At 27.9% G+C, this 21,930-nt stretch carries 23 protein-coding genes; 11 read left to right on the top strand and 12 right to left on the bottom strand.

The window, feature by feature from the left end:
* The first annotated feature begins 465 nt into the window (after positions 1-465).
* The 3 genes from N456_RS07140 (at position 466) to N456_RS07130 (ending at position 3,350) form a co-directional block, all read left to right on the top strand.
* Positions 466-1,041 (top strand): hypothetical protein, encoded by a 576-nt coding sequence (locus N456_RS07140; RefSeq protein ID WP_062055389.1) that lies wholly within the window; start codon positions 466-468, stop codon positions 1,039-1,041.
* A gap of 162 nt (positions 1,042-1,203) precedes the next feature.
* On the top strand, positions 1,204-2,091 hold the full coding sequence (locus N456_RS07135) for a mechanosensitive ion channel family protein (protein ID WP_062055386.1): 888 nt from the start codon (positions 1,204-1,206) through the stop codon (positions 2,089-2,091).
* Positions 2,092-2,324: 233 nt separating this feature from the next.
* Positions 2,325-3,350, top strand: a complete 1,026-nt coding sequence (locus N456_RS07130; protein WP_062055384.1) for an AI-2E family transporter — start codon at positions 2,325-2,327, stop codon at positions 3,348-3,350.
* Between the two features lie 423 nt (positions 3,351-3,773).
* On the opposite strand, the gene N456_RS07125 is transcribed toward N456_RS07130, so the two are convergent.
* Positions 3,774-4,226 (bottom strand): hypothetical protein, encoded by a 453-nt coding sequence (locus N456_RS07125; RefSeq protein ID WP_062055382.1) that lies wholly within the window; start codon positions 4,224-4,226, stop codon positions 3,774-3,776.
* 589 nt (positions 4,227-4,815) lie between these two features.
* Here N456_RS07125 and N456_RS07120 point away from each other — a divergent pair.
* Positions 4,816-5,265, top strand: coding sequence for a ferritin-like domain-containing protein (locus tag N456_RS07120; protein ID WP_062055380.1), 450 nt, complete (start codon positions 4,816-4,818; stop codon positions 5,263-5,265).
* A gap of 341 nt (positions 5,266-5,606) precedes the next feature.
* Here N456_RS07120 and N456_RS07115 read toward each other — a convergent pair whose 3' ends face one another.
* From N456_RS07115 to N456_RS07110, 3 genes are all read right to left on the bottom strand, one after another.
* A complete protein-coding gene (locus N456_RS07115; RefSeq protein WP_062055378.1) occupies positions 5,607-5,831 on the bottom strand; it encodes a hypothetical protein in 225 nt (74 codons plus the stop codon).
* Complete coding sequence (locus N456_RS23655) at positions 5,795-6,037, bottom strand: DUF3332 family protein (protein WP_338021350.1); 243 nt, start codon at positions 6,035-6,037, stop codon at positions 5,795-5,797. The genes N456_RS07115 and N456_RS23655 overlap by 37 nt, the downstream gene beginning before the upstream one ends.
* Before the next feature lie 222 nt (positions 6,038-6,259).
* Positions 6,260-7,279 carry a helix-turn-helix transcriptional regulator gene (locus N456_RS07110; RefSeq protein ID WP_062055376.1) on the bottom strand — a complete coding sequence of 340 codons (1,020 nt, stop codon included), beginning with the start codon at positions 7,277-7,279 and terminating at the stop codon, positions 6,260-6,262.
* 240 nt (positions 7,280-7,519) lie between these two features.
* Between N456_RS07110 and N456_RS07105 the strand changes: the two genes are divergently transcribed.
* Positions 7,520-8,218, top strand: coding sequence for an SOS response-associated peptidase (locus N456_RS07105; protein WP_062055374.1), 699 nt, complete (start codon positions 7,520-7,522; stop codon positions 8,216-8,218).
* A gap of 190 nt (positions 8,219-8,408) precedes the next feature.
* Here the strand turns inward: N456_RS07105 and N456_RS07100 are convergent, their stop codons facing one another.
* Positions 8,409-9,428 carry a helix-turn-helix domain-containing protein gene (locus N456_RS07100; RefSeq protein WP_062055372.1) on the bottom strand — a complete coding sequence of 340 codons (1,020 nt, stop codon included), beginning with the start codon at positions 9,426-9,428 and terminating at the stop codon, positions 8,409-8,411.
* 170 nt (positions 9,429-9,598) lie between these two features.
* Positions 9,599-10,636: a helix-turn-helix domain-containing protein gene (locus tag N456_RS07095; protein WP_062055370.1), complete on the bottom strand. Its 1,038-nt coding sequence runs from the start codon at positions 10,634-10,636 to the stop codon at positions 9,599-9,601.
* A gap of 211 nt (positions 10,637-10,847) precedes the next feature.
* On the opposite strand from N456_RS07095, the gene N456_RS23650 reads away from it, so the two are divergent.
* From N456_RS23650 to N456_RS07080, 4 genes are all read left to right on the top strand, one after another.
* Positions 10,848-11,012 (top strand): DUF1328 domain-containing protein, encoded by a 165-nt coding sequence (locus N456_RS23650; protein WP_082422464.1) that lies wholly within the window; start codon positions 10,848-10,850, stop codon positions 11,010-11,012.
* Between the two features lie 22 nt (positions 11,013-11,034).
* Positions 11,035-11,217 (top strand): hypothetical protein, encoded by a 183-nt coding sequence (locus N456_RS07090; protein ID WP_062055368.1) that lies wholly within the window; start codon positions 11,035-11,037, stop codon positions 11,215-11,217.
* Positions 11,218-11,581: 364 nt separating this feature from the next.
* A complete protein-coding gene (gene cls, locus N456_RS07085; RefSeq protein WP_062055366.1) occupies positions 11,582-13,003 on the top strand; it encodes a cardiolipin synthase in 1,422 nt (473 codons plus the stop codon).
* 150 nt (positions 13,004-13,153) lie between these two features.
* Complete coding sequence (locus tag N456_RS07080; RefSeq protein ID WP_062055364.1) at positions 13,154-13,741, top strand: porin family protein; 588 nt, start codon at positions 13,154-13,156, stop codon at positions 13,739-13,741.
* A 382-nt stretch (positions 13,742-14,123) separates the two neighbouring features.
* Here the strand turns inward: N456_RS07080 and N456_RS24305 are convergent, their stop codons facing one another.
* The 3 genes from N456_RS24305 to N456_RS07070 form a co-directional block, all read right to left on the bottom strand.
* Entirely contained in the window at positions 14,124-14,300 is a 177-nt protein-coding gene (locus tag N456_RS24305) for a hypothetical protein (protein ID WP_158447844.1), read from the bottom strand.
* A gap of 11 nt (positions 14,301-14,311) precedes the next feature.
* The gene (locus N456_RS07075; protein ID WP_062055362.1) at positions 14,312-15,841 is read right to left on the bottom strand and encodes a GH3 family acyl-acid amido synthetase; all 1,530 of its coding nucleotides are present in this window, start codon (positions 15,839-15,841) and stop codon (positions 14,312-14,314) included.
* 100 nt (positions 15,842-15,941) lie between these two features.
* On the bottom strand, positions 15,942-16,682 hold the full coding sequence (locus N456_RS07070) for a hypothetical protein (protein ID WP_338021348.1): 741 nt from the start codon (positions 16,680-16,682) through the stop codon (positions 15,942-15,944).
* A gap of 287 nt (positions 16,683-16,969) precedes the next feature.
* On the opposite strand from N456_RS07070, the gene N456_RS07065 reads away from it, so the two are divergent.
* A complete protein-coding gene (locus N456_RS07065) occupies positions 16,970-17,875 on the top strand; it encodes an IS982 family transposase (RefSeq protein WP_148639224.1) in 906 nt (301 codons plus the stop codon).
* Positions 17,869-18,210: a hypothetical protein gene (locus N456_RS07060; RefSeq protein WP_062055356.1), complete on the top strand. Its 342-nt coding sequence runs from the start codon at positions 17,869-17,871 to the stop codon at positions 18,208-18,210. Before N456_RS07065 ends, N456_RS07060 begins: the two co-directional genes overlap by 7 nt.
* Positions 18,211-18,231: 21 nt before the next feature.
* Here N456_RS07060 and N456_RS07055 read toward each other — a convergent pair whose 3' ends face one another.
* The 3 genes from N456_RS07055 to N456_RS07045 form a co-directional block, all read right to left on the bottom strand.
* Positions 18,232-19,290, bottom strand: a complete 1,059-nt coding sequence (locus tag N456_RS07055) for a T9SS type A sorting domain-containing protein (RefSeq protein ID WP_082422463.1) — start codon at positions 19,288-19,290, stop codon at positions 18,232-18,234.
* A 53-nt stretch (positions 19,291-19,343) separates the two neighbouring features.
* A complete protein-coding gene (locus N456_RS07050; RefSeq protein WP_062055352.1) occupies positions 19,344-20,540 on the bottom strand; it encodes an outer membrane protein assembly factor BamB family protein in 1,197 nt (398 codons plus the stop codon).
* Between the two features lie 302 nt (positions 20,541-20,842).
* Entirely contained in the window at positions 20,843-21,163 is a 321-nt protein-coding gene (locus tag N456_RS07045) for an Arm DNA-binding domain-containing protein (RefSeq protein WP_062055350.1), read from the bottom strand.
* Positions 21,164-21,930: the final 767 nt, after the last annotated feature.

The raw sequence follows: 21,930 nt of genomic DNA, 5'->3' as shown, positions 1-21,930 counted from the left end.
AAATAATATTATGATTAACTAATAGGAGATATTTTATTAATACTTGATTTTTATTGTATTTATGACATAAGCTATTCTACCTGGTTTATTTATGTAGTATGTGTGTTTAAAAGACAATAAATCTACAATGTATTTAGGGTATAAAAATCAGATTAAAAAAACTTACAACACCATATTTTTAGAATCTGCTAATAAAAATTCAATTTTAGAAATTAATCTTTAATCTAAGTTTACAATCGCTATTTAGTATACTTACAAGACTAATCTTCCATAACTATCAAAACAGTTAATTAAAATTGTATATGCGCACAATTTATCAAAATATCAGTCTTAGTTTTGAAATGTAAAACATAAGGGTTGCTACTAGAGCCTGAAAAAACATAAGAAATATATCATTAGAGCAAATGTAATATTTTAAAATTTGGTGAGTAACCCTTAATAATCTTAAATCAAAAACTTTTTATTATGAAAAATTTTATAGGATTAATAATAATTATCCTGTTAGTTAGTAGTTGTGATATACAACAAAAAAAAGAAGCAAAACTACCTGATGTAGATGTAGACGTTAATACAAAAGCTGGTCAGATACCAACCTTTGATATCGATTGGGCTGATGTAAATGTTGGTACTAAAACCAGAAAAGTTACTATTCCTAAAGTAGTTATCGTGATGGAAGAAGAAGAAGTAGAAGTACCTTTTATTGATGTTGATATGCCAAATTCTGGAGAGAAAGAAGAATTGACACTAAATGTAGAGGCAGAGGTTACAGGAAAAGAACACTCTATTGAGATAAAAGAGATTATTGCGTCTAACGATAAACTATATGTTATTTCTGAATTAAAAGAATTAGATCAAGACCTAAGTGATAAAAAATTAAGAGTATCAGATCGTGTAATTCTTAATGCACCTGACCTTAACGTAAAGCATATTATTATAGGTGAAAAACCAGATCGTGTATTCAACGATCAATATAAGTATGTAAAAAACATCAATTCTTTTAAATCAAAATTGAAAAATTCTAAAGTAATTTTCACTAAATAGTATATCTAATTCCAGATAGATATGGTTAGTTTTCGAGATGACCTCTTAGGAATATTTAAGAGGTCGTTTCATTTTAACACTTATATTATTATAGACATCCATATTCATTATACTTTTTACAAATAAGCAGATTTCCGTAACCTACAATTAAAAATCAAAAAAATGAATGATAAACTAATTAATGCTTGGAATAAAATGTACGAAAAGCTAGAGTTTTGGCTAAACTCTATCGTAGTGAATTTACCTAACATCTTAATTGCTATTTTTGTATTCATAATAGCTCTTATTGCTTCAAAATACATTAGTAAATTAGCTCGAAAAATACTTAACAAAAGTCGTTTACAACGATCAATGAAAAACTTAATATCCAAAATAATTTCTATAGCGGTAGTGATTTTTGGGTTATTTATGATTTTGGGAATTCTAAATCTTGATAAAGCTCTAAACACCATTCTTGCTGGTGCAGGAGTCGCAGGTCTTGCTGTAGGTCTGGCATTACAAGGCGCATTAGCCAATACTTATTCTGGTATTATTTTATCCTATATTAAGCACTTAAAATTTGGAGATTGGATAGAAACTAATGATTATGAGGGTGAAGTTATTGATATTGATCTACGTGCAGTAACCATTAAACAAGTAGATAACAACTTAGTATACATACCTAATAAACTAGTGGTAGAAAACCCTATAAAGAATTACTCTACCACGGCTCAATCACGTGTGATATTAGAATGTGGTGTAGGATATGAATCAGATTTAAGATTTGTAGAAAAACTCACAAAAGAAACCATAGCTTCCAATTTTGAAGCAGTAGAGAACAAAAAAGATGTGTTGTTTTTATGGCGAGAATTTGGGGATAGTTCTATCAATTACGAACTTCGATTTTGGATTAATTCTACTTCTGCTTTAGAAGTAGCCAAAGCTAAGAGTGAAACAATGATGTTAATGAAAGAAGCTTATGATAAAAATAATATCAATATCCCTTTCCCAATACGAACACTAGATTTGCCAAAAGAATTTGATATGATGAAGGAAGAAAAACAACACTAATTTAGATGATTAAGTTAACCAATTATATTAGAAGAGTATTATTACTATCCTGATCACTGACGGGGAGAGTTTACTAAGAAGCCTTAGTGTTCATATAAGTGTTATATTAATGCTATATAATGTTGCTTTAACTAGCCTTATAAAAATTAATTGGATAACTATCATATTATCTATTATTTCATAAAGAAGATAAAGAAACGACATCTAGTAATAAAGTCTTAATTTAAAAGAAAATGAAAAATATTACCCCGAATATTATACGGCAGATCTTTATACTACTACTTATCTTATTAATCGGCGGACTCATCTTTAGAGAGATTCTACCGTACCTTTCGGGAATATTGGGAGCCATAACTATTTATGTTATTTTACGCAGATGGATGGTAAGATTGACACAAAAAGGATGGCATCCAGATCTTGCTGCAATTACCTTAATGACAAGCTCTTTCGTAGGTATATTAATGCCTGTGATAACAGTCTTATTTATGTTAGGTAATAAAATTGGTGATGTTACTGAAAATTCTACAAAAGTTATTCTTGCAATAAAAGGACGTTTAGATACTTGGGAAAATCAATTGGGTTATGATATCAGTTCTCAAATAGATCCAGATGCTATTTCTTCATGGTTAGCAGAAAGTTTACAAAGTTTTGCGGGAGGTACGTTTAATGTATTTATTTCTATAGGGATTATGTATTTCTTACTATATTATATGCTCACAAATCGAAAAAAAATGAGAGAATCTCTTTTTGACTATATCCCCATCAATCAGGATAATTTAAAAATTATAGGTAATGAAAGTCAAAAAATGGTGAGATCTAATGCCGTTGGCATACCATTAGTTGCTATTATACAAGGAGTTGTCGCTCTACTAGGTTTTTTAATATTTGGTATAGAAGATCCATTTTTTTGGTTTGTAATTGTTACCATTGGATCTATGATTCCTTTTATTGGTACTCTTATAGCAATACTACCTGTTTTTATAATTACACATTCTATTGGACACACGTTTCAGGCATGGGGAATTTTAATCTATGGTATTATTGTTGTTGGCTCCTTCGATAATTTAGTCCGATTATATGTCTTAAAAAGATTAGATAATGTACATCCCATTATCACCCTTATAGGTGTTATAGTTGGCGTCCCTTTATTTGGCTTTATAGGACTCATTTTTGGTCCATTACTTATCAGTCTATTTCTTATTGTTATACAGATTTATAAGTCCGAATATGGTAAACCAAAGGTACGAGAAAGTATGTAGAGATATTATTTGTTTACAATTAAAAAATTGATCAAAGTACTAATATAATGTTCCGCAACTTACAGAGAATTAGCTTTTGATTACCTAAAAAAAGGTTATATAAATGAGCTTAAAATTTTATAAAAGTAAATATTCTTACTGCAGAAGTGTCTGAATATTTGACAGAAGCTAAGGACAATAGGATAATTCACAGAAAACACATAATTTAGCTAAAAAGTGCAAAACGTAACTTCTGTTATGTACAAAAAAATGTAAAAGCACTATAGCAAAGATTTTATTGGATGTATGAAAATTTGTAAAAAAGACATTGAATTTTGCGAAGATTTCATAGCTAGACTATACCAAATAAGTATCGTTATATATAAAGCAAAATAAAATTACCTAGAATTATTATTGTTTGACTTGTATAACTTTAATTTAGTATTACTTATTATTTTCTATATTTAATTCTTCTATAATTTGACCACACTCTATTCCTTGAAATAGTAAAAATGTCATCAATCGGACAGCTACTTCTAAAATATCTACAGGTATCGTATTATCTCTAAGCATTATAACGCATTTATCAATAATATTTTGATCAAAATCTAAGCAGTGACAGACTATGGAAATGTATTTAGATTTTTCTAAAGGCTTTTTTACCTCGAATCCTTTTTGATCTTCTTTACTTTTATCGATACAAGAGGTTTCTTGTTTTATATTATTAAAAATAAATGCTTCAACTAATTCATTAACATATTTTTTTCTCTCTAGACTCTGATAATTCAAAAATCTTGATAATGCTATAATCTGAACTTCTTCAGCTGCTTCATAATATTTTTTTTCAGCCTCGAAAACCATTATTAACAATTCTTGGATTTTGTTATTTTTTCTCATTTTTTTAATGTGTCGATTATTCATTAACTATAAAAGCCTCCCTTACCAATAAAATTAATCCGCTATTAATCAAAAACATATTCGACAATCTATGCTTTTTAAGAGACTGATAAAAGTGATAATAAGATGATAGTTAAATACAAATCTTTAAATTGTATTTCGCTTTCATTTTAAGCACACCATAACTGTATTGGTAATTCTTTATCTACATTATCATTCTTATTTGATAACAATATCAATATTACATCCTATTTTCTTTAGCGCAATCAGGGTTTTTATTAACTCAAAAATGCTGATGACAATTATATTAGTTAAGAAAAACTAAATTTTAAATGAGTTAATTTTCCACTTATTTGAGCAAATAATAGCTTGAAAATAAAATTACCTTTATTCTGAATTTATATATCAAAAACATGACACTTGAATTTCTATTTATAATTATAAGCGGATTTGTATCTGGAGTTATAGTAGTCGTTATAAGAGGAATAATACAAGAATAAAGAAAAGAATAAATACTATTTACTACATAATAAGATGTTAATCGGTAAGCATCTCTAAACAATTACTGTTCACTAAAAAAGTTATACTTATGAAAACGTATTCTGAAAAAGTTGGAAACAAACTGAATGATTTACTAGAAAAAACTTATGATGCTGAAAAAGGTTTTAAAAAAGCAGCTGAAAATGTAGAGCATGTAGGATTAAAGAACTATTTTAATCAGAAATCTCAAGAGCGCTATAATTTTGGACACGAATTAAAAACTGAAATTAAAGCTTTTGGTCAAGAAGTTGATAAAGGAGGAAGCATAACTGGTTCTGTTCACCGTACTTGGATGGATGTAAAAGCACTTTTTTCATTAGATAATGAAGAATCTATGCTAGAAGAATCTATCCGAGGAGAAGAAGCTGCTGTAGAAGAATATAATGAAGTATTATCTGAAACTAGTTTACCAAATACTACTCAAACAATACTTAAACAACAAAAAAACAAAATTATGAATGGATTATCTTCTATAAAAAGACTAGAAGATTTAAATTAAAATTAGTATCGTTTTTTAAAGAAAAGATTGTTGCAAAAAGTCTAGAAAAGTAGTAAAAAAACTTTTTTTAAAGACTCTATCTTACTAAGTGGATAACTCAATAAGATAGAGTCTTTATTATTTTCCTATACTGGATGCTTTCTGAGCATCTTCAAAATTCACAGAATCATCAGTCACTCCTTTAAAAGTTCTAATCCATACATTTTCAAAAATCTTAACTATTGTGACCCCATGTATTGCTTTCTACATTGTTTAAATCCTCTTCTAAAGGTACTTTAGTTGCTAACGTATCTTTTTTATGGGTTCTTCATTATAAACTTAAAAAAACCAACAAAACCTTCCTAAAATGTGTCTAAAAAACTATCTTCTCTACTTATAAGTTTTGTATTAGTTAGCATAGGTTTTATATAACCTTTTAAAAATCCATCTGCAATAGTAATTTCGCTATAAATAGCATACTCTCCTTTTTTAAAATCTATGCCAGCGTAATGGTTTGTATAATCATTAAGAGATGTGACCTTAGCATCTTCTAAAGAAAAAGATAGATCCGGTTTGAACCACTCCAAAATTCGATTATATTAAAAACTATTACATCTCCAAAAAAGAATAGCCCATAAAAAGGTATAATATTTAACCCCAAAAAAACAAGATTATTTACAAACTTATTATCTGTTAAATCATTATTCCAATCTTTTAAACCGTTAAAAGCACTAAAGGACCCTAAACAACTTAAGAACAAAATAGAAGTTGATAGCGCAATACATATTGTCATTTTTTTCATAAACTTAATAACTTGATAGGGATAGATTAACTTATATGAGTATTTGGATACCTCATTCACTTAATCATTTATTTTTTTGAAAAAAGTATATTTAATATAATTCTTTTGGTGTCTTCTGATTAAGAAAAAACTTTTTTAACAACTAAATTCAAAAGTATTCTACTTAACCTAATTTCTAAAAAATTAAGAATGAGATAGAAATACTATATATCCTTATAATTTTGCGGTATAATCTTTTGATTTATATTCTTTGGGACTATAATGATACTTCTTCTTAAAGATTTTACAGAAATAACTTCTACTAGTTAATCCTATAGAATATACAATCTCAGAAATTGTTAGTTCGGTTGTTCTAATAAGATTTTCTGCTTTTTCTAAACGTACATTTCTCACAAAATCAGAAACAGTTCTTTCAAACATAAATTTAAAACCCTCTTGCAATTTAGCTGGTGATAAACCGGATTCAAGACATAACGTTTTAATACTATGCTGTATTTCTGGGTGTTTTTTTATAAAATCACTTACTTCTGAAATCATTTTCAATTCATTCTTTAACAAACCACTATTATTTGAATTATTATCTATTTCCAAACAAAACTTCTCTATTTGCTTTGCTAAAATGAGATAATATCTACCTTTTTGAGATAATAACTCTGAGATTTCATTCGTGTATTCTATATCTATAAGCAATTTGAGTTGTTCAGCTATTTTTAAACTGTAATTTCCAGAATGAAAATACATTGGTTTATCATTAATATATTGTAATAATTTTTTACCAAATTGACTAGATTCTTTACTTAGTTTATTAAAATACTCCTCTTTATCAACAAAAATAATATTCAATACTAATCGCTTTCCACCAGAAATTAGGATTTGATTTTGTAATCTATTATTGCTATGAACGACGGCAGTTTGAAATTGTTCTATCTGGTGAGTTTCATCAATATCTACAAATTGATATGAACAATCACCTTCTAAACAATATAAAAATTGTAATGACTCGGTAACTAAAAAATTCATTGGAAACTCTATATCATCAACCGTCAAAATAGTAAGGTCAAAAATTCTTAATCCTTTTTGTAAACTTGTATAACGAACTTCCCCATAACCAAATTCGTTTTTAATTTTAAGTATATGTATGTCCTGCTCTTTTATAATTTCTCCTTTTAATAATTTTTTAAGAGTATAAAACTCAAAAGGAACGGAATCAAAACTCGCTACTAAATTCTCCATACATCTTTTTTTTTAACATTAAATTTTGATTTTCAGTCAATTATACAGAAAGCTTTTCACAAAAATAACAGGTATTGATCCGCTTGTTTAACGTTTTTGGGTTTTTCTATATCTCATTTGTATAAAGAATAAACAATCATTAATTTTAACAATTATAACTTTCAAATGCGCTACTATTTAAATGATACGAGACAATTTCATTTTATTTTATTTTTTTACTTGCACAAGTAATTTATAATAATGTATAAGAAGATTTCAAATATTGCAGAAAGAGAATTCATCGAAAAGGAGTTAGGTATAAAGTATAAATTCCCAAAACTATACACCCCTAATTCTGTTATTAATGGTGCTAAAGAGGCTACATTATCTGTAATCACTATAGATAATCCAAATCATATATCATATGCGATTTGGGGTCTTTTACCAGATAATTATGAAGATGAGTGGTCTGATTTTCAAAAAGCATTGGATACTCTTAATGTTTCTAAAGATAATTTAAATTCTAATGGAATATTTCAGGAACCTTATCACAAAAGGCGTTGTGTTATAATTGTTACTGGTTTTTTTATATATCATTTATATAATGGTTCTTTATACCCCTATTATGTATACCTAGATACTAAAAAACCTTTTTATATAGCAGGAGTTTATAATACTCTTGATGATGGTTTTATTACCTGTTCAATGCTTATGACTGAAGCTACTGGTATTGTCAGTAGAATTCAAAACCTAAATACCATGATGCCTGTATTTATTCCTGAGTCTTCATCTGATACTTGGTTAGATCCAAAAGCTGATATGGATGAAATAAATCATATTCTAAATCTTCCTAGTATATTAAAACTAAATGCTCATCCTATTGCCAAGGATTTTTTTAAGAATGATATATTGTATGATTCTATGCTTGAACCAGTATATTATAATAATATACCTTTATAATAATTATACTATTACCTAATAGTAACTCTTTTACTTCTTCTTTTGATGAGTTTTATTTAAACCTAAGATTAACTATTACTTTTCTGTCTACATTTATATAATTTTGATTAAGATTAGGAAGGGGGGGGTATTTTTAAATTAAAAAAAACAGCTTTGTATACAATCCAAAAAAATAATATATTAATGTTAATTACTTTGCCTTGATTTTTTTTCTGTAATCATTAGGTAGAATTCCATATCGTTCAAAAAAAATCTTTGAGAAGTAACTTCTGCTTTTAAATCCTATTTTGTATACTATTTCAGAAATAGAATCATTGGAATTTTTTATATAATCTCTAGAGATTTCTAACTTTAGTTGCCTTGTATATTCGTTCACAGATTTAGAATACAAAACTCTAAAACCAAGTTGTAATTTCTTAGAATTCATACCAATCTTTATTGCCAGAGATTGAACTGATAATGGTTCTGAAATATTATCAATAATGTACCCTGATAGATTATGAATCTTTTTGATATCCTCTTTAGTAAGTGATTCTGGTAATACTAAATTGTTTTCATAATTATTGTGCTCTAAGATTTGCATTGCCATAATCAGATTGAGTTGTCCCTCAATCGAAAGTGTACGTACAATACCATTTTCATAATTTTCATGTAATTGCTTAATCTGATCTGCTATTTTCAGGTTATAATTACCATAATGTTTATATGGTGATCTTGCCTTTTCTTCGTTAAAAGCAGAAAATAAACTCTTACTTAAATATGATAAATTATTATTTTTTTTCTTAACATATTCGATGGGTAATACATAAATGAAATTAACTTTAATAGTAACTGATTTAGAAAAAGTATATCTTTCTTTAGAAAATTTCTTAGTAGATATAATAATGTTTTGAAAACGTTCAAAAGTATATGGTTTCTCCTCTGTATCATTAGTGTAGTCTAGACTACCTTCAGATATAAAAATGAATCCTATAGGGTTTGCCTTTTCAATATTAAATACAATTTTAGTGTCTTGTATAAATCTAACATCATAATCTACTAAAGAAACCCCCCAATCAAAAGCGATACTACGTACTATTCCTTTGCCAATCTGATTATCAAACTCCAGAACATGTTCTCCCCATTGATTAGTTAATTTTCCTTTGAGATGGATATTTAATTGTTCTAAAATTTTTGCACAATCTATACTATTTATTTCAATTTTTTGCATTCCGTAACTAAAATCTATGCTGTACTTTTTGTTTTGTACAAAGAAATTAGACTTAGAATAAATAGATTAACAATTTTGAAACAGATACTAACAATTTTGACCAGTTTACTACCATAGAAAATGCTATTTTTTGCAGATAAAAGAATTTTATTACCTCTAAATCTTTTATATCACGCTGATTTAGAATCTTCTTTTTTATTTCGTACTTGATTTAAGTATTGTTTTGGGTTTACACCAAAACGTTTCTTAAATAATTTAGCAAAATAACTTCTAGAATTAATTCCTACTTTATAAGTGATTTCGGTAATATTAAGGTTAGAAGACTCTAGTAAGTCCTTAGCTGTATCTATTCTAAAGTTTTTAATATACTCGTTCACTGATGTTTTATAGAGTTGTTTAAAACCATTCTGTAATGTATTTTGATTCAGACCCACACGCTTTGCTAACTTTACAATATTGCCTATACTATCAATTTCTTCTTTAATTATAGACACAGCTTCTTCTATACTCTCTATAGTAGCTTGTCGTAAAATTAACCTTTTGTCTGGCTCATTAAGATCATCTAAATATTGTTGCAATTGATGTGTTAATATTTCATATACCTTCCCTTCGAGATATACTTGACGCATAAAACCCGTAAGTTCACATTCTGTAAATTCAGAAATAAATTTAGAAATCTCGAGACTATAATAATTTTTATAATAAAATTGATTAATCCCGTTTACATCTCTAAATAATTCAATAAGATCTTCATTCATATTAGTTAAAAAAGATTCTATTTTTTCTTCAAATAATTTTCTATTGATCTCAATACTAAAAATACAAATAGGTGTACCTTCAGGAATCTTAAAAAAATGATTGTTCTTTGGTGTACTGGCAACCATTACATTCTCTAACCGACGTATTTCATTAAAATCTTCATTACTCTTAAACTTATGATAGAAACCAGACTCTCTATTAAATATAATTTTTAAAGGATGAATAATTCCTTTTTCTAATTCAAAATGAAAATCTTTTTTTAATAAGTAATCCGCCTCAATAACGCCTATTCCAAAATCAAACTGAAAAGACCTTATATATCCAGAGCCAAATTCTTCGGATAACCGCACACAATATTCATGAGGCGACTCCTCATAGTCAATACCTAAACTATTTGCAATGTCAATGACTACATTTTTAATATTATCATCTTTTACTTTTATTTTCATCTGATTCAATTACTGACAAGTAGTGAATAAAGATACCTTTTTAATTTATTATTGTCTAAGAAAAAACACAAACAAAGTAATGGAGTTAACAATCCTATTGATACAGTTAAGGCTTCATGTAGTATTTATAGAAATTTGTATCATTAGGGTTTGATAATCAAATCACTCTTATAAAATAGAGGAAGTAATAATTAAAACACAATCAATTACTATGTTACGTTACACTATTATTTTTATAATTTTAGCTATAGTTGCAGGAATATTTGGGTTTGGTGGTATTGCAGCTGGAGCTGCAAGCATTGCTAAAATTTTATTCTTCATCTTTATAGTACTATTTATTTTATCTCTCATATTTGGTAAGAGATTTAAAGCATAATTAATCTTAAAAATACAATAACATGAAAAAAGTAATTACGTCTTTTGCAGCACTTTGTCTTGTAATTGCAACTACAATAAGTTGTAGAGAAAAGAAAACCACTGGAGAAAAAATAGAAGATGCAGTAGAAGAAGTAGGAGATGCTGTAGAAGAAGGAGCAGAAGAAGTAAAAGATGCTGTAGAAGATGCAACGGATGATAATTAATCTCTTCACAAGACAAATAAAAAAAACGGATAGATAAAATACATTATACTATCCGTTTTTTAACTACTTATCAACATCCTTAATTTCTAAGACCCGTTTCTTAAAATAGCATACTCTCTACTCTTCAAAAAATAGTTATGTATAAATGAGGTGATATACAAAAGTAGTTCTTAAATTATGACAATATTAAACCACATCAAGTATAAACTTATACACTAAATAAAAATAAAAGAGTAGTAATTTATTACTACTCTTTTATTTTTATTAGTATCATATGATCTATTTTTGATATATTTCTGGATGTAAATATTAATTTTTTTAAATTGGAAGTAAATAATTAAACCCACCTTAAAGTATACCTAATATGGCAATTATTATTAGCCTCTATGCCATTCTGACTATTCTATCTATATTACATATTATCCTTTATGGTTCACGACCCACAAAATCATTAAGCTGGCTTATTATTATTTTAATTCTGCCTTTTATCGGTATCTTATTATATATTGTTTTTGGGATTAATCGTAGAAGATTCAAATTTTTTAAATTAAAACAAACAGTACGAAGGCGTTTATATGATGATACTTTTAGAGATCGAATTGTTAAACAGCCAAAGGTCGAATTTAAAAAAAAGAAAAATACTAAATTATCCAAGTTATTATTTAACAGTTCTAATTTTCCTACACAACCAGCAAATCAAGTTACAGTATTACAAACCGGAAAAGAGGTTTTTAACGCTATATTTAAAACCTTAGAAAAAGCTAAAAAATTCATTCATATACAATATTATATTTTTGAAGAAGGTGAGTTAGTTGATAAATTATATGATCTATTAAAAGAGAAAATAAAAAGTGGTGTAGAAGTAAGAATTCTATATGATGCTATAGGTAGTTATTCATTGCGCAAAAAAGCTATTAAGAAATTTAAAGATATAGGAGCAAAAGTGTATCCTATAATGCCTCTACATTTTGGTAGTTTTTTATTTACTCTAAACTATCGTAATCATAGAAAAATTATAATTATAGATGGTAAATATAGCTTTACTGGAGGTGTTAATATCTCTGATAAATATATTAGTCCTAAATCAGATTTGGGTATTTGGGATGATACACACTTGTATCTTAAAGGTCCTGCTGTAGATAGCTTACATAGAGTTTTTATCAAAGATTATTATTTCGCCAGTAATCAAGAGTCATTATTGACTGATTATTACTTACCAAAACTCAAGAAAGAAGGAGAAGTATCTGTTCAGATTGTAGCAGGTGGACCCGACTCTGATCATCCATCAATTATGCAACAATATATTACAATGATTAATATAGCCGAAGAGTATATATATATATCTAATCCATATTTTATTCCTAATAGTGCTATGCTTGAAGCTCTTAGGATAGCTGCTTTAAGCGAAGTTCAAATCAAATTGTTAGTGCCAAAAAAATCAGATTCTTGGCTGGCAAAACATAGTATGTTATCTTTTTTTGAAGAATTATTATTTCTAGGTATAGAAATATATCAGCAAAAAGATGATTTTCTTCATAGTAAAATCATTGTAGTGGATGGTGAAGTAGCTTCTGTAGGTTCAGGTAATTTTGATCATAGAAGTTTTGAGCATAATTTTGAAACCAATGCTTTAATTTATGATACTAAAATTGCAGAAAGTATTTGTAAAGATTTTATAGCAGATTGTAACGATAGTATTTTATTAAACTATGAAACCTATAAAAAACGACCTCTAAAACGAAAACTATCCGAAGGTATTGCCCGATTTTTTAGCCCTTTGTTGTAATAGTCATCAAAATTACGCTTAATTCCTTAAAATTTGTTAAAACTCATTTTTCTATCTAATGAGTCAAAGACACTGTTAAATGGATTAACCCATGCTAAACATTAAAAGTAATTTTGATTAGATAAAAATTATAATTAAAACTCAAAAGAAATGAAAAAAACAATCCTATTTTTTAGTATTATTTTATGTAGTATTACTGCTGTAGCTCAAGATTCTGATATGCAAGTTAGATTAGGAGTACGTGGAGGAGTTAATTTTGCTACTATAACAGGAGATGATTTTAAAAGCCCTAAATCACGAACTAGTTTTTATGCTGGTTTAGTTGCCGAAAGCTTTATTTCGGATAGATTTTCTTTACAAGGAGAAGCTTTTTATTCTGGTCAGGGGTTTGATATAGAAAAAACACTACTTACACCAAAGGCAGAATTTCAAATTGATTATATCCAAGTTCCTATTTTAGCTAAAGTTTACTTAATAGAAGGATTAAATATACATGCAGGACCTCAGTTTGGTTTCAAAATCAATGAAGAAATAGATACTGATCCAACAGGAAATGGTGGAGATTTTAATACTGATCAGATTAAAGATTTTGATTTTCAATTAGCTGCGGGTATAGAATTGAAATTAACCAAAGACTTTTTTATACAGGCTAGGTACACACACGGACTTTCTGAAGTGGTCGAAAATACTGATGCTCATAATTCTACTTTCTCTACTGGTATTGGATTTATGTTTTAAATAAAATGACCATAATAATAAGTAAAAAAGACTGTCTAAAAAGACAGTCTTTTTTATGTGAATCAAATTAATTTTATTAATCGATGGATTTCAGGACAGTTATCATTGATTTTTGGATGATTATCACAATCTTCAAGATACCACTGTGAATCTAATATGATCAACTGAATATTATTTGTAATCTCTAGCACACAACCTTTTTGAAGGTCGAAAAACTTATTTATCTTTCAACTATCTTTTCTCTTCTCGCTCCAATCTATTAAGCCCTTCGTTATACCAATCATTTTATAAATAGTATAGTAACTATTAGAACACTATAAATCAATACATTATTTTATTTGGAACTTTTGACAGATTTTCATAAATTTTAAATACTTTATTTTTAGGTATTGACTATTGCAGCTGTCTTATCTTCTATTAAGTAAAACATTTTTTTGATTTCTTTTTCTTGGGGAATAATAGAAATATCAAAAGGTTCTCTGTATTTAGGTTCATAAAGTGAACAACCAGAAATCAAAAAGGTTAGTATAGTGAATATAATATACTTGTAGTTCGTCACCCGTATTAGTTTTAGCTAGGAATATTCTCTGATACAAAATCTTCCCACTCGGCAAATTTTTCTTCAGACATCACACGTTCCATTTTTACTTGCCCTCCTTTTTTCTTTTGTGCCCCACTCCATTCTGAAAAAATTGATAGTGGGACTGTAGTGACTTTTACTCCTTTTAATGCTTTATTTCGGGCAACTTTATAATTTTTGTTAGCTTTTTTTAAGACTCTATCTAATGCTTCTGCTAATTCAGTGTTTTTTACTGAAGTTTCTGTACCCAAATACCAATGGTGATAAAATTCCTCTTCTATTCTAGTCGCCGAAAGTGTAAATTCGGGTATTTCAATATCATATTTATCTTCAATTTCGCGTAAAGCTATATTCATCTTATTAACTGATAATTGTGACCCCACTACATTAAGAAAAAACTTAGTACGACCAGTAATTCTAATTTCAGCTCTTGCTACATCGATAAATTCAATAGTATCTCCGATGATATATCGCCACGCACCAGAAACAGTACTAATTAGTAGTACATAATCCTGATCAGTTTTTACTTCTGCTAATGTTATTGAAGGAGCATCTTGTTTTAAAGAACCATCTTGATTGATGTACTCTGGTTGAAAAGGTACAAATTCGAAATAAATTCCATTATCAGTAATCAACTTCATTGCATCAGTTTCTGAACGTTCTTGATAAGCTATAAATCCTTCTGAAGCTAAGTAGGTATCAATTACAATAATTGGGTGATCCAGTAGGTTGTTAAAGCTTTTTTTGTAAGGTTCAAAAGCTACACCTCCAGAAGTATACACTTTTAAGTTTGGCCAAATATCGTGTATGGATTTTACATTATGATAATCAATAACTTTCTGAAGCATTAACTCCATCCAAGATGGTATACCACTTAATGCTCCGATATCCCAATCTTTTGCTTTTTCTGCAATTTGCTGTACACGTTTATCCCAATCATCAATTTTTGCAATGTCTCGACCAGGTTTATAATAACCTTCAAACCAAAAGGGGATATTACTGGCACTAATACCGCTAATTTCTCCTTCTAGATGTCCATTTTTTTCTTGTAAGTCTGTAGAGCTTCCTAGCATCATAATTTCTTTTTCAAAAAACTCTGCGGGTAAATCAAAGTTTGAAAGTGCTTCAACTTGTTTAATTCCAGCATTACGAATTGCTTCAATCATATCATTCGTTACTGGAATTCGCTTACTTTTCTTTCCGGTGGTACCAGAACTCAATGCAAAATAATCTGGTTTCCCTGGCCACGTAATGTTTTCTTCACCGCTGATTATTCTACTCCACCATTTTTCATATAATTGATGATAGTCAAAATAAGGGATCTTATTAGAATATGCTTTCTTCACATCCTCTGATTCTAAAATAGTATTAAACTCATATTTTTTACCAAAAGCAGTATCAGAAGCTGTTTCTAATAAGGATTCTAATATTTTTTGTTGTGCTTCTATATGATTAAGTTTAGGAGTTAATGCACTTTTTAAATCGATTGCTCCTTTTATTAATGAACCTATAATTGCCATATCTATTTTGTTTTTTTTCTAAAATTTCTGGATTTCATACCTGCTTTACCAAATCAATTTCTGTAAATGTTGTAATGAAAACAACTACATAGAATCTCTATTAATTAGCTTCTTGTTCTTTTATTAATAAGAGAATTTCATCAGGAGATAGATATAATCGTCTTATTCTAGCCTTATATTTTTCGGACAGTGAACTATGATTAAGAATAAATTTTTTTGTTGCTAAAATGTAATGTTTCATCGAATGTTTTATAGCATATGTATCTGCCACACGTTCTGCTTCTCTGATATAATTTGAAGAAATCAAATATTTTAAACCAAAAAAAATCAGATTTAAATTATTTCTTCTATGATAATCCATAATATGACCTAACTCATGACCTAGCCAGCCTATCATTACATTCTTAGGAATATCTTTAATATGTAATTGTAAACCATCAATCTTAAAAGTTTCACTTATCAAAATCAAATAAGTTCTTTTATTTTTTGACATAAAAAGCGAGGAGAATTTTGGTTGTGCTTTCATAAAAGATTTCTTTAAAGACGGCTTAAACTTGAATTCTATAGCCACTCCATCTAATTCGGGATAATGTAACAATGCTGTTCTTACCTCACTAATAATAAGTGAAGGGATGATTTTGTTTTTTAAACATATAGAGTCTGATATAGCCATAATACGATTTGTAGCCATTATAAAGAGGCTTATACTTAGAGTAGTTTTTAAAAATTGTGAGTACTGCATTTTACTATAAGCAAGATAGATTAGAACTTTTAAAGATATTAATGCATATGATAAAAAGGATAACTCTTTTGATAGACACGATTGTTTTGGGTTATTCATAAGAATTGAGTATAAAATGGACTTGTTGATGAAATTGGAATTGCAAGAAAAAATCGCACAAAATTTTAAAACCATTTTTTTTACTTTTAAAAATTTGGCAAGATGGATATATACTTACAAAACAAAATTGATTGATGGTTGTACGAACTAATATTTTTGACTCTTATTTATAAATGAATAATTTCAACCTGAGTTCGACGTAAGAAGACAGATTTTATAGTATAGAAAAAGCAGAATATTTAGTAAATTAAAGTACTGAATTCCAATTAACTAAAATTATTCTGCGTATGATTTCTAAAGATAAAATTACTGAAATATTTTGTTCTATTGATGATTTTTACGCTGTTTATGAGCCTGCTATGCGAAAAAGACAAGTTACCACAGGTAAAAAGACCAGAAATCGAAAATTTAGGATGTCTACAAGCGAGATAGTAACTATTACGGTATTGTTTCATTTAAGTGGGATACGAACTTTTAAACATTTCTATATTTTATATGTACAACAACAATTACAAAGTGAATTTCCTAATACTGTTTCTTATAATCGTTTTGTAGAATTAATGCAATCTAATCTAATGCCTTTGACTCTGTTTTTGAAGACTTGTTGTTTGGGAGAGTGTACAGGTATTTCTTTTATAGATTCGACTCCAATTAGAGCTTGCAAGAATAAGAGAATTAGCAATAATAAAGTCTTTAAAGATATTGCTACTATAGGAAAATCAACAATGGGATGGTTCTATGGTTTCAAGGTTCATATCATTATTAACGATAAAGGTGAACTCCTTGATTTCATTATTATTCAGGCTAATGTAGATGATAAGACGCCTTTGAAAAGAGACAACTTTCTAAAGAAAATATTTGGAAGTTTATATGCCGATAAAGGCTATATATCTAAGGAATTAACTTCGATATTATTCGATCAAGGATTGTATTTAGTGACTAGTATTAAAAATAATATGAAAAATGTATTAATGACAATGAGAGATAAGATACTACTAAGGAAAAGATCCGTAATTGAAACTATAAATGATCAATTAAAAAACATTGCCCAAGCAGAACATTCCAGGCATAGAAGCTTTGGTAATTTTATTACCAATCTTGTCGCTAGCCTTATTGCTTATTGTTTTCAAGAAAAGAAACTAGCTATTAAATTTAAAACTGAAAACACATCACAATTAGCACTGTTTTGCTAAAATCCTTAGATCGAGTTCAGGTTAATAAATGGGAATTAACTGAGGAAGAGTTAAAATCTGATTTTCCAACGATAAATGATCAAGATTTTAATACTGGAATCAACTTTGAAGAATTGCAAAAAATAACAACATTACTAAATAAAAAAGAACTCACTACAGAAACATTGCCTATAGCCATGAAAATTGAAAACACCGAATCATTAGAGATATTAAACGAGCAAATTCCTCAATTACAACAGCATGTATCTGATTTATTGAATATTCATTTAGCTACTCATAATCATCCGAAAATAAATGAAGATTGTCGTGATTTTGATATTAGGGATTTTGTGTAGTGTTTTATAGGGGTTAGAGTATTACATTTTTTTAATGAATTTACTTTTCCCTATAATCTTACCTGCTTTACTCCTGTTAATTATTAAATAAATCCCTGCCGAAAAAGCACTTACATCTATTTCAATTTTTGAAATATTTGTCTTTAAATTCTTTACTATTTTTCCTTGAATTGAATATATCGTAGTATAAGTTTCTTCGATTGCCAGTATTTCAATAAACAATTTTTCTTTTACAGGATTTGGATATACTTTTATTGTTTCTTCTTTGACCTCATTGATAATCTCTGAAAATGGAATAGCTTCTAAGTATTTAACAACTATTGGTTTTTTATGAGCATCATCCATGACTATTTGTACAACTGGATATTTTGTGTTTTTGTCGTCAGTCCACCATTTATAAGATATTGTTGATTTTGTTTCTGGTTTTACAAGTAACCCCCATTTATCTGCTCGTTTTTGGTAGATATAATTTGTTACATTTAAAGTATACTTTAAGCGAAGAGATAAAAATGTTCCTTTAGGTAAAATAACATCTCCCCATGCATCTATATCATAGATATGATTTGAAACTGTTTTCACTTTTATAGAGTCTTGTCCTTGTTTATTTTTCACTAGAACTCTTTCATTGATCGTTTCATTTGAGGATTTATCTAAATATTTAAGAGGAAAACTCATATCAATTCCTCCATAATTCCCTGTACGCTTTTCTTTATTTACAAATAGACCATAACCTAAATTAGTTATTTTTTCTGTAGAAACTCTCATAAATGACCATGTTTCGTATCCATTATTTGAGTACAAGACAATATTGGAATCTGGATAATCTGCGTAAAACGGAGTTTCTTTTGGGGCGAGAAATTTAATCGTTTGTTTATTAACAGCAATAGCATCTAAATTAGAGAAATCCCAAACTTTATTCTCCCCTGGCTCTCCTATATCTATAGGATTTTGAGGTAGTCTATTATAATATTCAACGATGGTATCTCCAACAGAAAAAAAATGATGTTGTTTTAATGTTACCTGAGCATATGAATTTATTGTTGCAAACAATAACGAAACTAAAAAAAAGTTAATGCTCATTTTTTATTTAAGTTTTTAATTTAACACTTATATCTTTTTGATAATAGTTTAAATTATTTAATAAATAATATTTGTGAATTAAACCTTCTTTTTTCCTTCCCTCTATATGGTACAACAATTTCTTCTTTCTTTTTTTCAAAATCATATTTAATCAACCCTTCTTTTGCATAGTAGTATAAGGATTCATTATATATCTCAATATTAGATGCTGGTTGATACTTTGTCTTAATTTTGTCTAATTCAGCATTTTTTATAGTGATTGAAAATATCATTTTTTCATTTGTATACCCATATATAGTTCCATTAGATTTTTCTAGTTTTTTTATATCACCCTCAATAGTTTTTTCCCAAATTAAACTTCCATCCTTTGCGTTTAAACAATATACACCTGAACTATCACCATTAGTTTCTGTTGCAAAGTATACTTTATCATCATCTATAAATATTTTTTCTCCAACATTATAATACTCATCTTTAAATATAAATTCCCATTTTTGTTCAAATGTATCTGGCAAAAAACTAACAATTTTATCTCCTCTAGTTAAAGGAATAATTATTAATTCCCCATCTGTTACTGCTTTACCAATATTTGACTCAAAATTCTTTTGAATTAAAGGTTTACCCGTTTCAATTTCAAAAGAATTAACCAAAGGGTCATTATTAATGAAAACCTTATCATTTAAAGCTAAATATGGTCTATAACTATGTGGAGATACTAATTCATAATTCCATTCTAGTTTACCATTTAAAGAGTTTATGGCATAAAGATTTCTATTGGTTCGAGATGTAAGAAATAATTTATCCTTAGCTATTGCTAAAGATTGAGAAGTAAAATGATTTTTTTCGCCATCTATTCCCACTTTGTCAGCCCAGAATACAGAACCATTTCTTACATTTAGGGCATAAACATATCCTGTCATATAAGCTGTGAAGATTGCCCCATTCTTATAAAAAAAATGATTCCCACCATTATTAAGCCGTAAAGTGTCTGAAGGTTTAAAAGCCCATTGTTTATTTAAACTTAAATCATAGCATTCTAATAATCCATCATATCTATTTATGATTATTAAATCTTTAGCTGTTTTGTCATAGGTTACTTTTTTGTTTAATTTATTTTGTAACCAATCTTTTTTTGTAAGAATAGTATTATTTGAATTTGATTCATTTGGCTCGGTAGATTCTATTACATCTTGTCCTTGAGAATAATTATGGTAAAAAGTAATTAAGATAATTAGTATTATTTTTTTCATTGATATATTTAAATTATTAGCAGTCTATTTGTGTTAGATTGATTTTATAATAATACACTAACTTCTGTTACAAAAATTAAACTCTAATTAATTGTATGTGATTATTTTAACAGGTATCTATTTATCATTATGAACATACAAATCTAATAAGTTTTAAAATTCTTATAACGATTCATCTATAGATTTATTTTTTCTTACAATTAAGTAAACAGGAAAACTATGGAGTTACTACCTTTAATTCGGACAGATATTTAAGACCGTTTATGTTTAACTAAATATCTTAGAACAATGAAGAAACGATTTTACAGTACAGAATTAAAATCAGAAACTTTATTGTTAGTAGTTTCATTCTCTAGTATAAAGTTGATAGCACGATCAATACTAATAAAGCTTTTAAATTTAGATGTTATAGCTTTTTTTCTTAAATCGAGTATCTTTGGGTACAGATCATCAAAATCATAATGAGAAGGTAGAGGAAGTTCTGTTTTGATGTTCCATTCTTGTATTAATGAATGTCCAATTGTTTTTCTTGTTGTAGCTCCTTTATGTGTAACAATTATTTTGATGGGATACATTCCGTCAGTTTCTCCATCAGATGTATATAGTTTAATAGTGCCTTTCATTTTCGTACAGTTTTCGTACAATTGTTGTCGTAAATGTACGTTTTTTTGTCATAAATAATGCTTTTTTTGGAGAGGAAGAAAAAGTGTTAAAATCAAAAACCCCCTGTAAATACAGGGGGTTTAGCTTGTGACCCCGAACCCTCAGAGTTCAAACTTTTCAATACAAGATTTGGAAGAAATTTCAGAGTTTATAACAGAACATCAAACTTTACTGATAGCATGTTGAAATTATTAACTTATTTGAAATCTATAACGGAATTTGATTTAAAGTATGGCTATTTAATTTATTGGTATTACGATTACAAAAAAGATATACCTTACATACATAAAGTTTGTACCAAAAAGATAGTTTTAGATGCTGATAATGAAGATCTTTTTCAAAAGCCTTTTACCAGTATAAAAAAATTATTAGCGCTAAACAAGAACCTTTTGCAATTGATAAAATTAAACCTGAAAAATGCGGAGGGTGTGTTGTCAATAAATATTGTGGACATAAGAATAAAAAACACCAAGAGATTTCATTTCCTTATGATACAAAGTATTTAAAACTATACCCGTCAGAATATTAAATACTTCTATGTTTTATATTATTAACATTTGCTTTATGACATGTATTTTCTTTTTCAGAAAATTTTAGTAGGTCGCGTTCTTCTAGATCGTTTTATTACATAAAATCGATTAGATATCTATTCTATGTAATAAATTATAGCAGAATAAGTTTGCATAGTTAGTTTTTAAAATAAGTTTCTTTATTGAAAAACTCAAAA

This window comes from Aquimarina longa SW024, from assembly GCF_001401755.1.
Classification (GTDB): domain Bacteria; phylum Bacteroidota; class Bacteroidia; order Flavobacteriales; family Flavobacteriaceae; genus Aquimarina; species Aquimarina longa.
The sequence above is the reverse complement of the archived record's forward strand: the minus strand, read 5'-3'. Positions and strand labels throughout refer to the sequence as shown.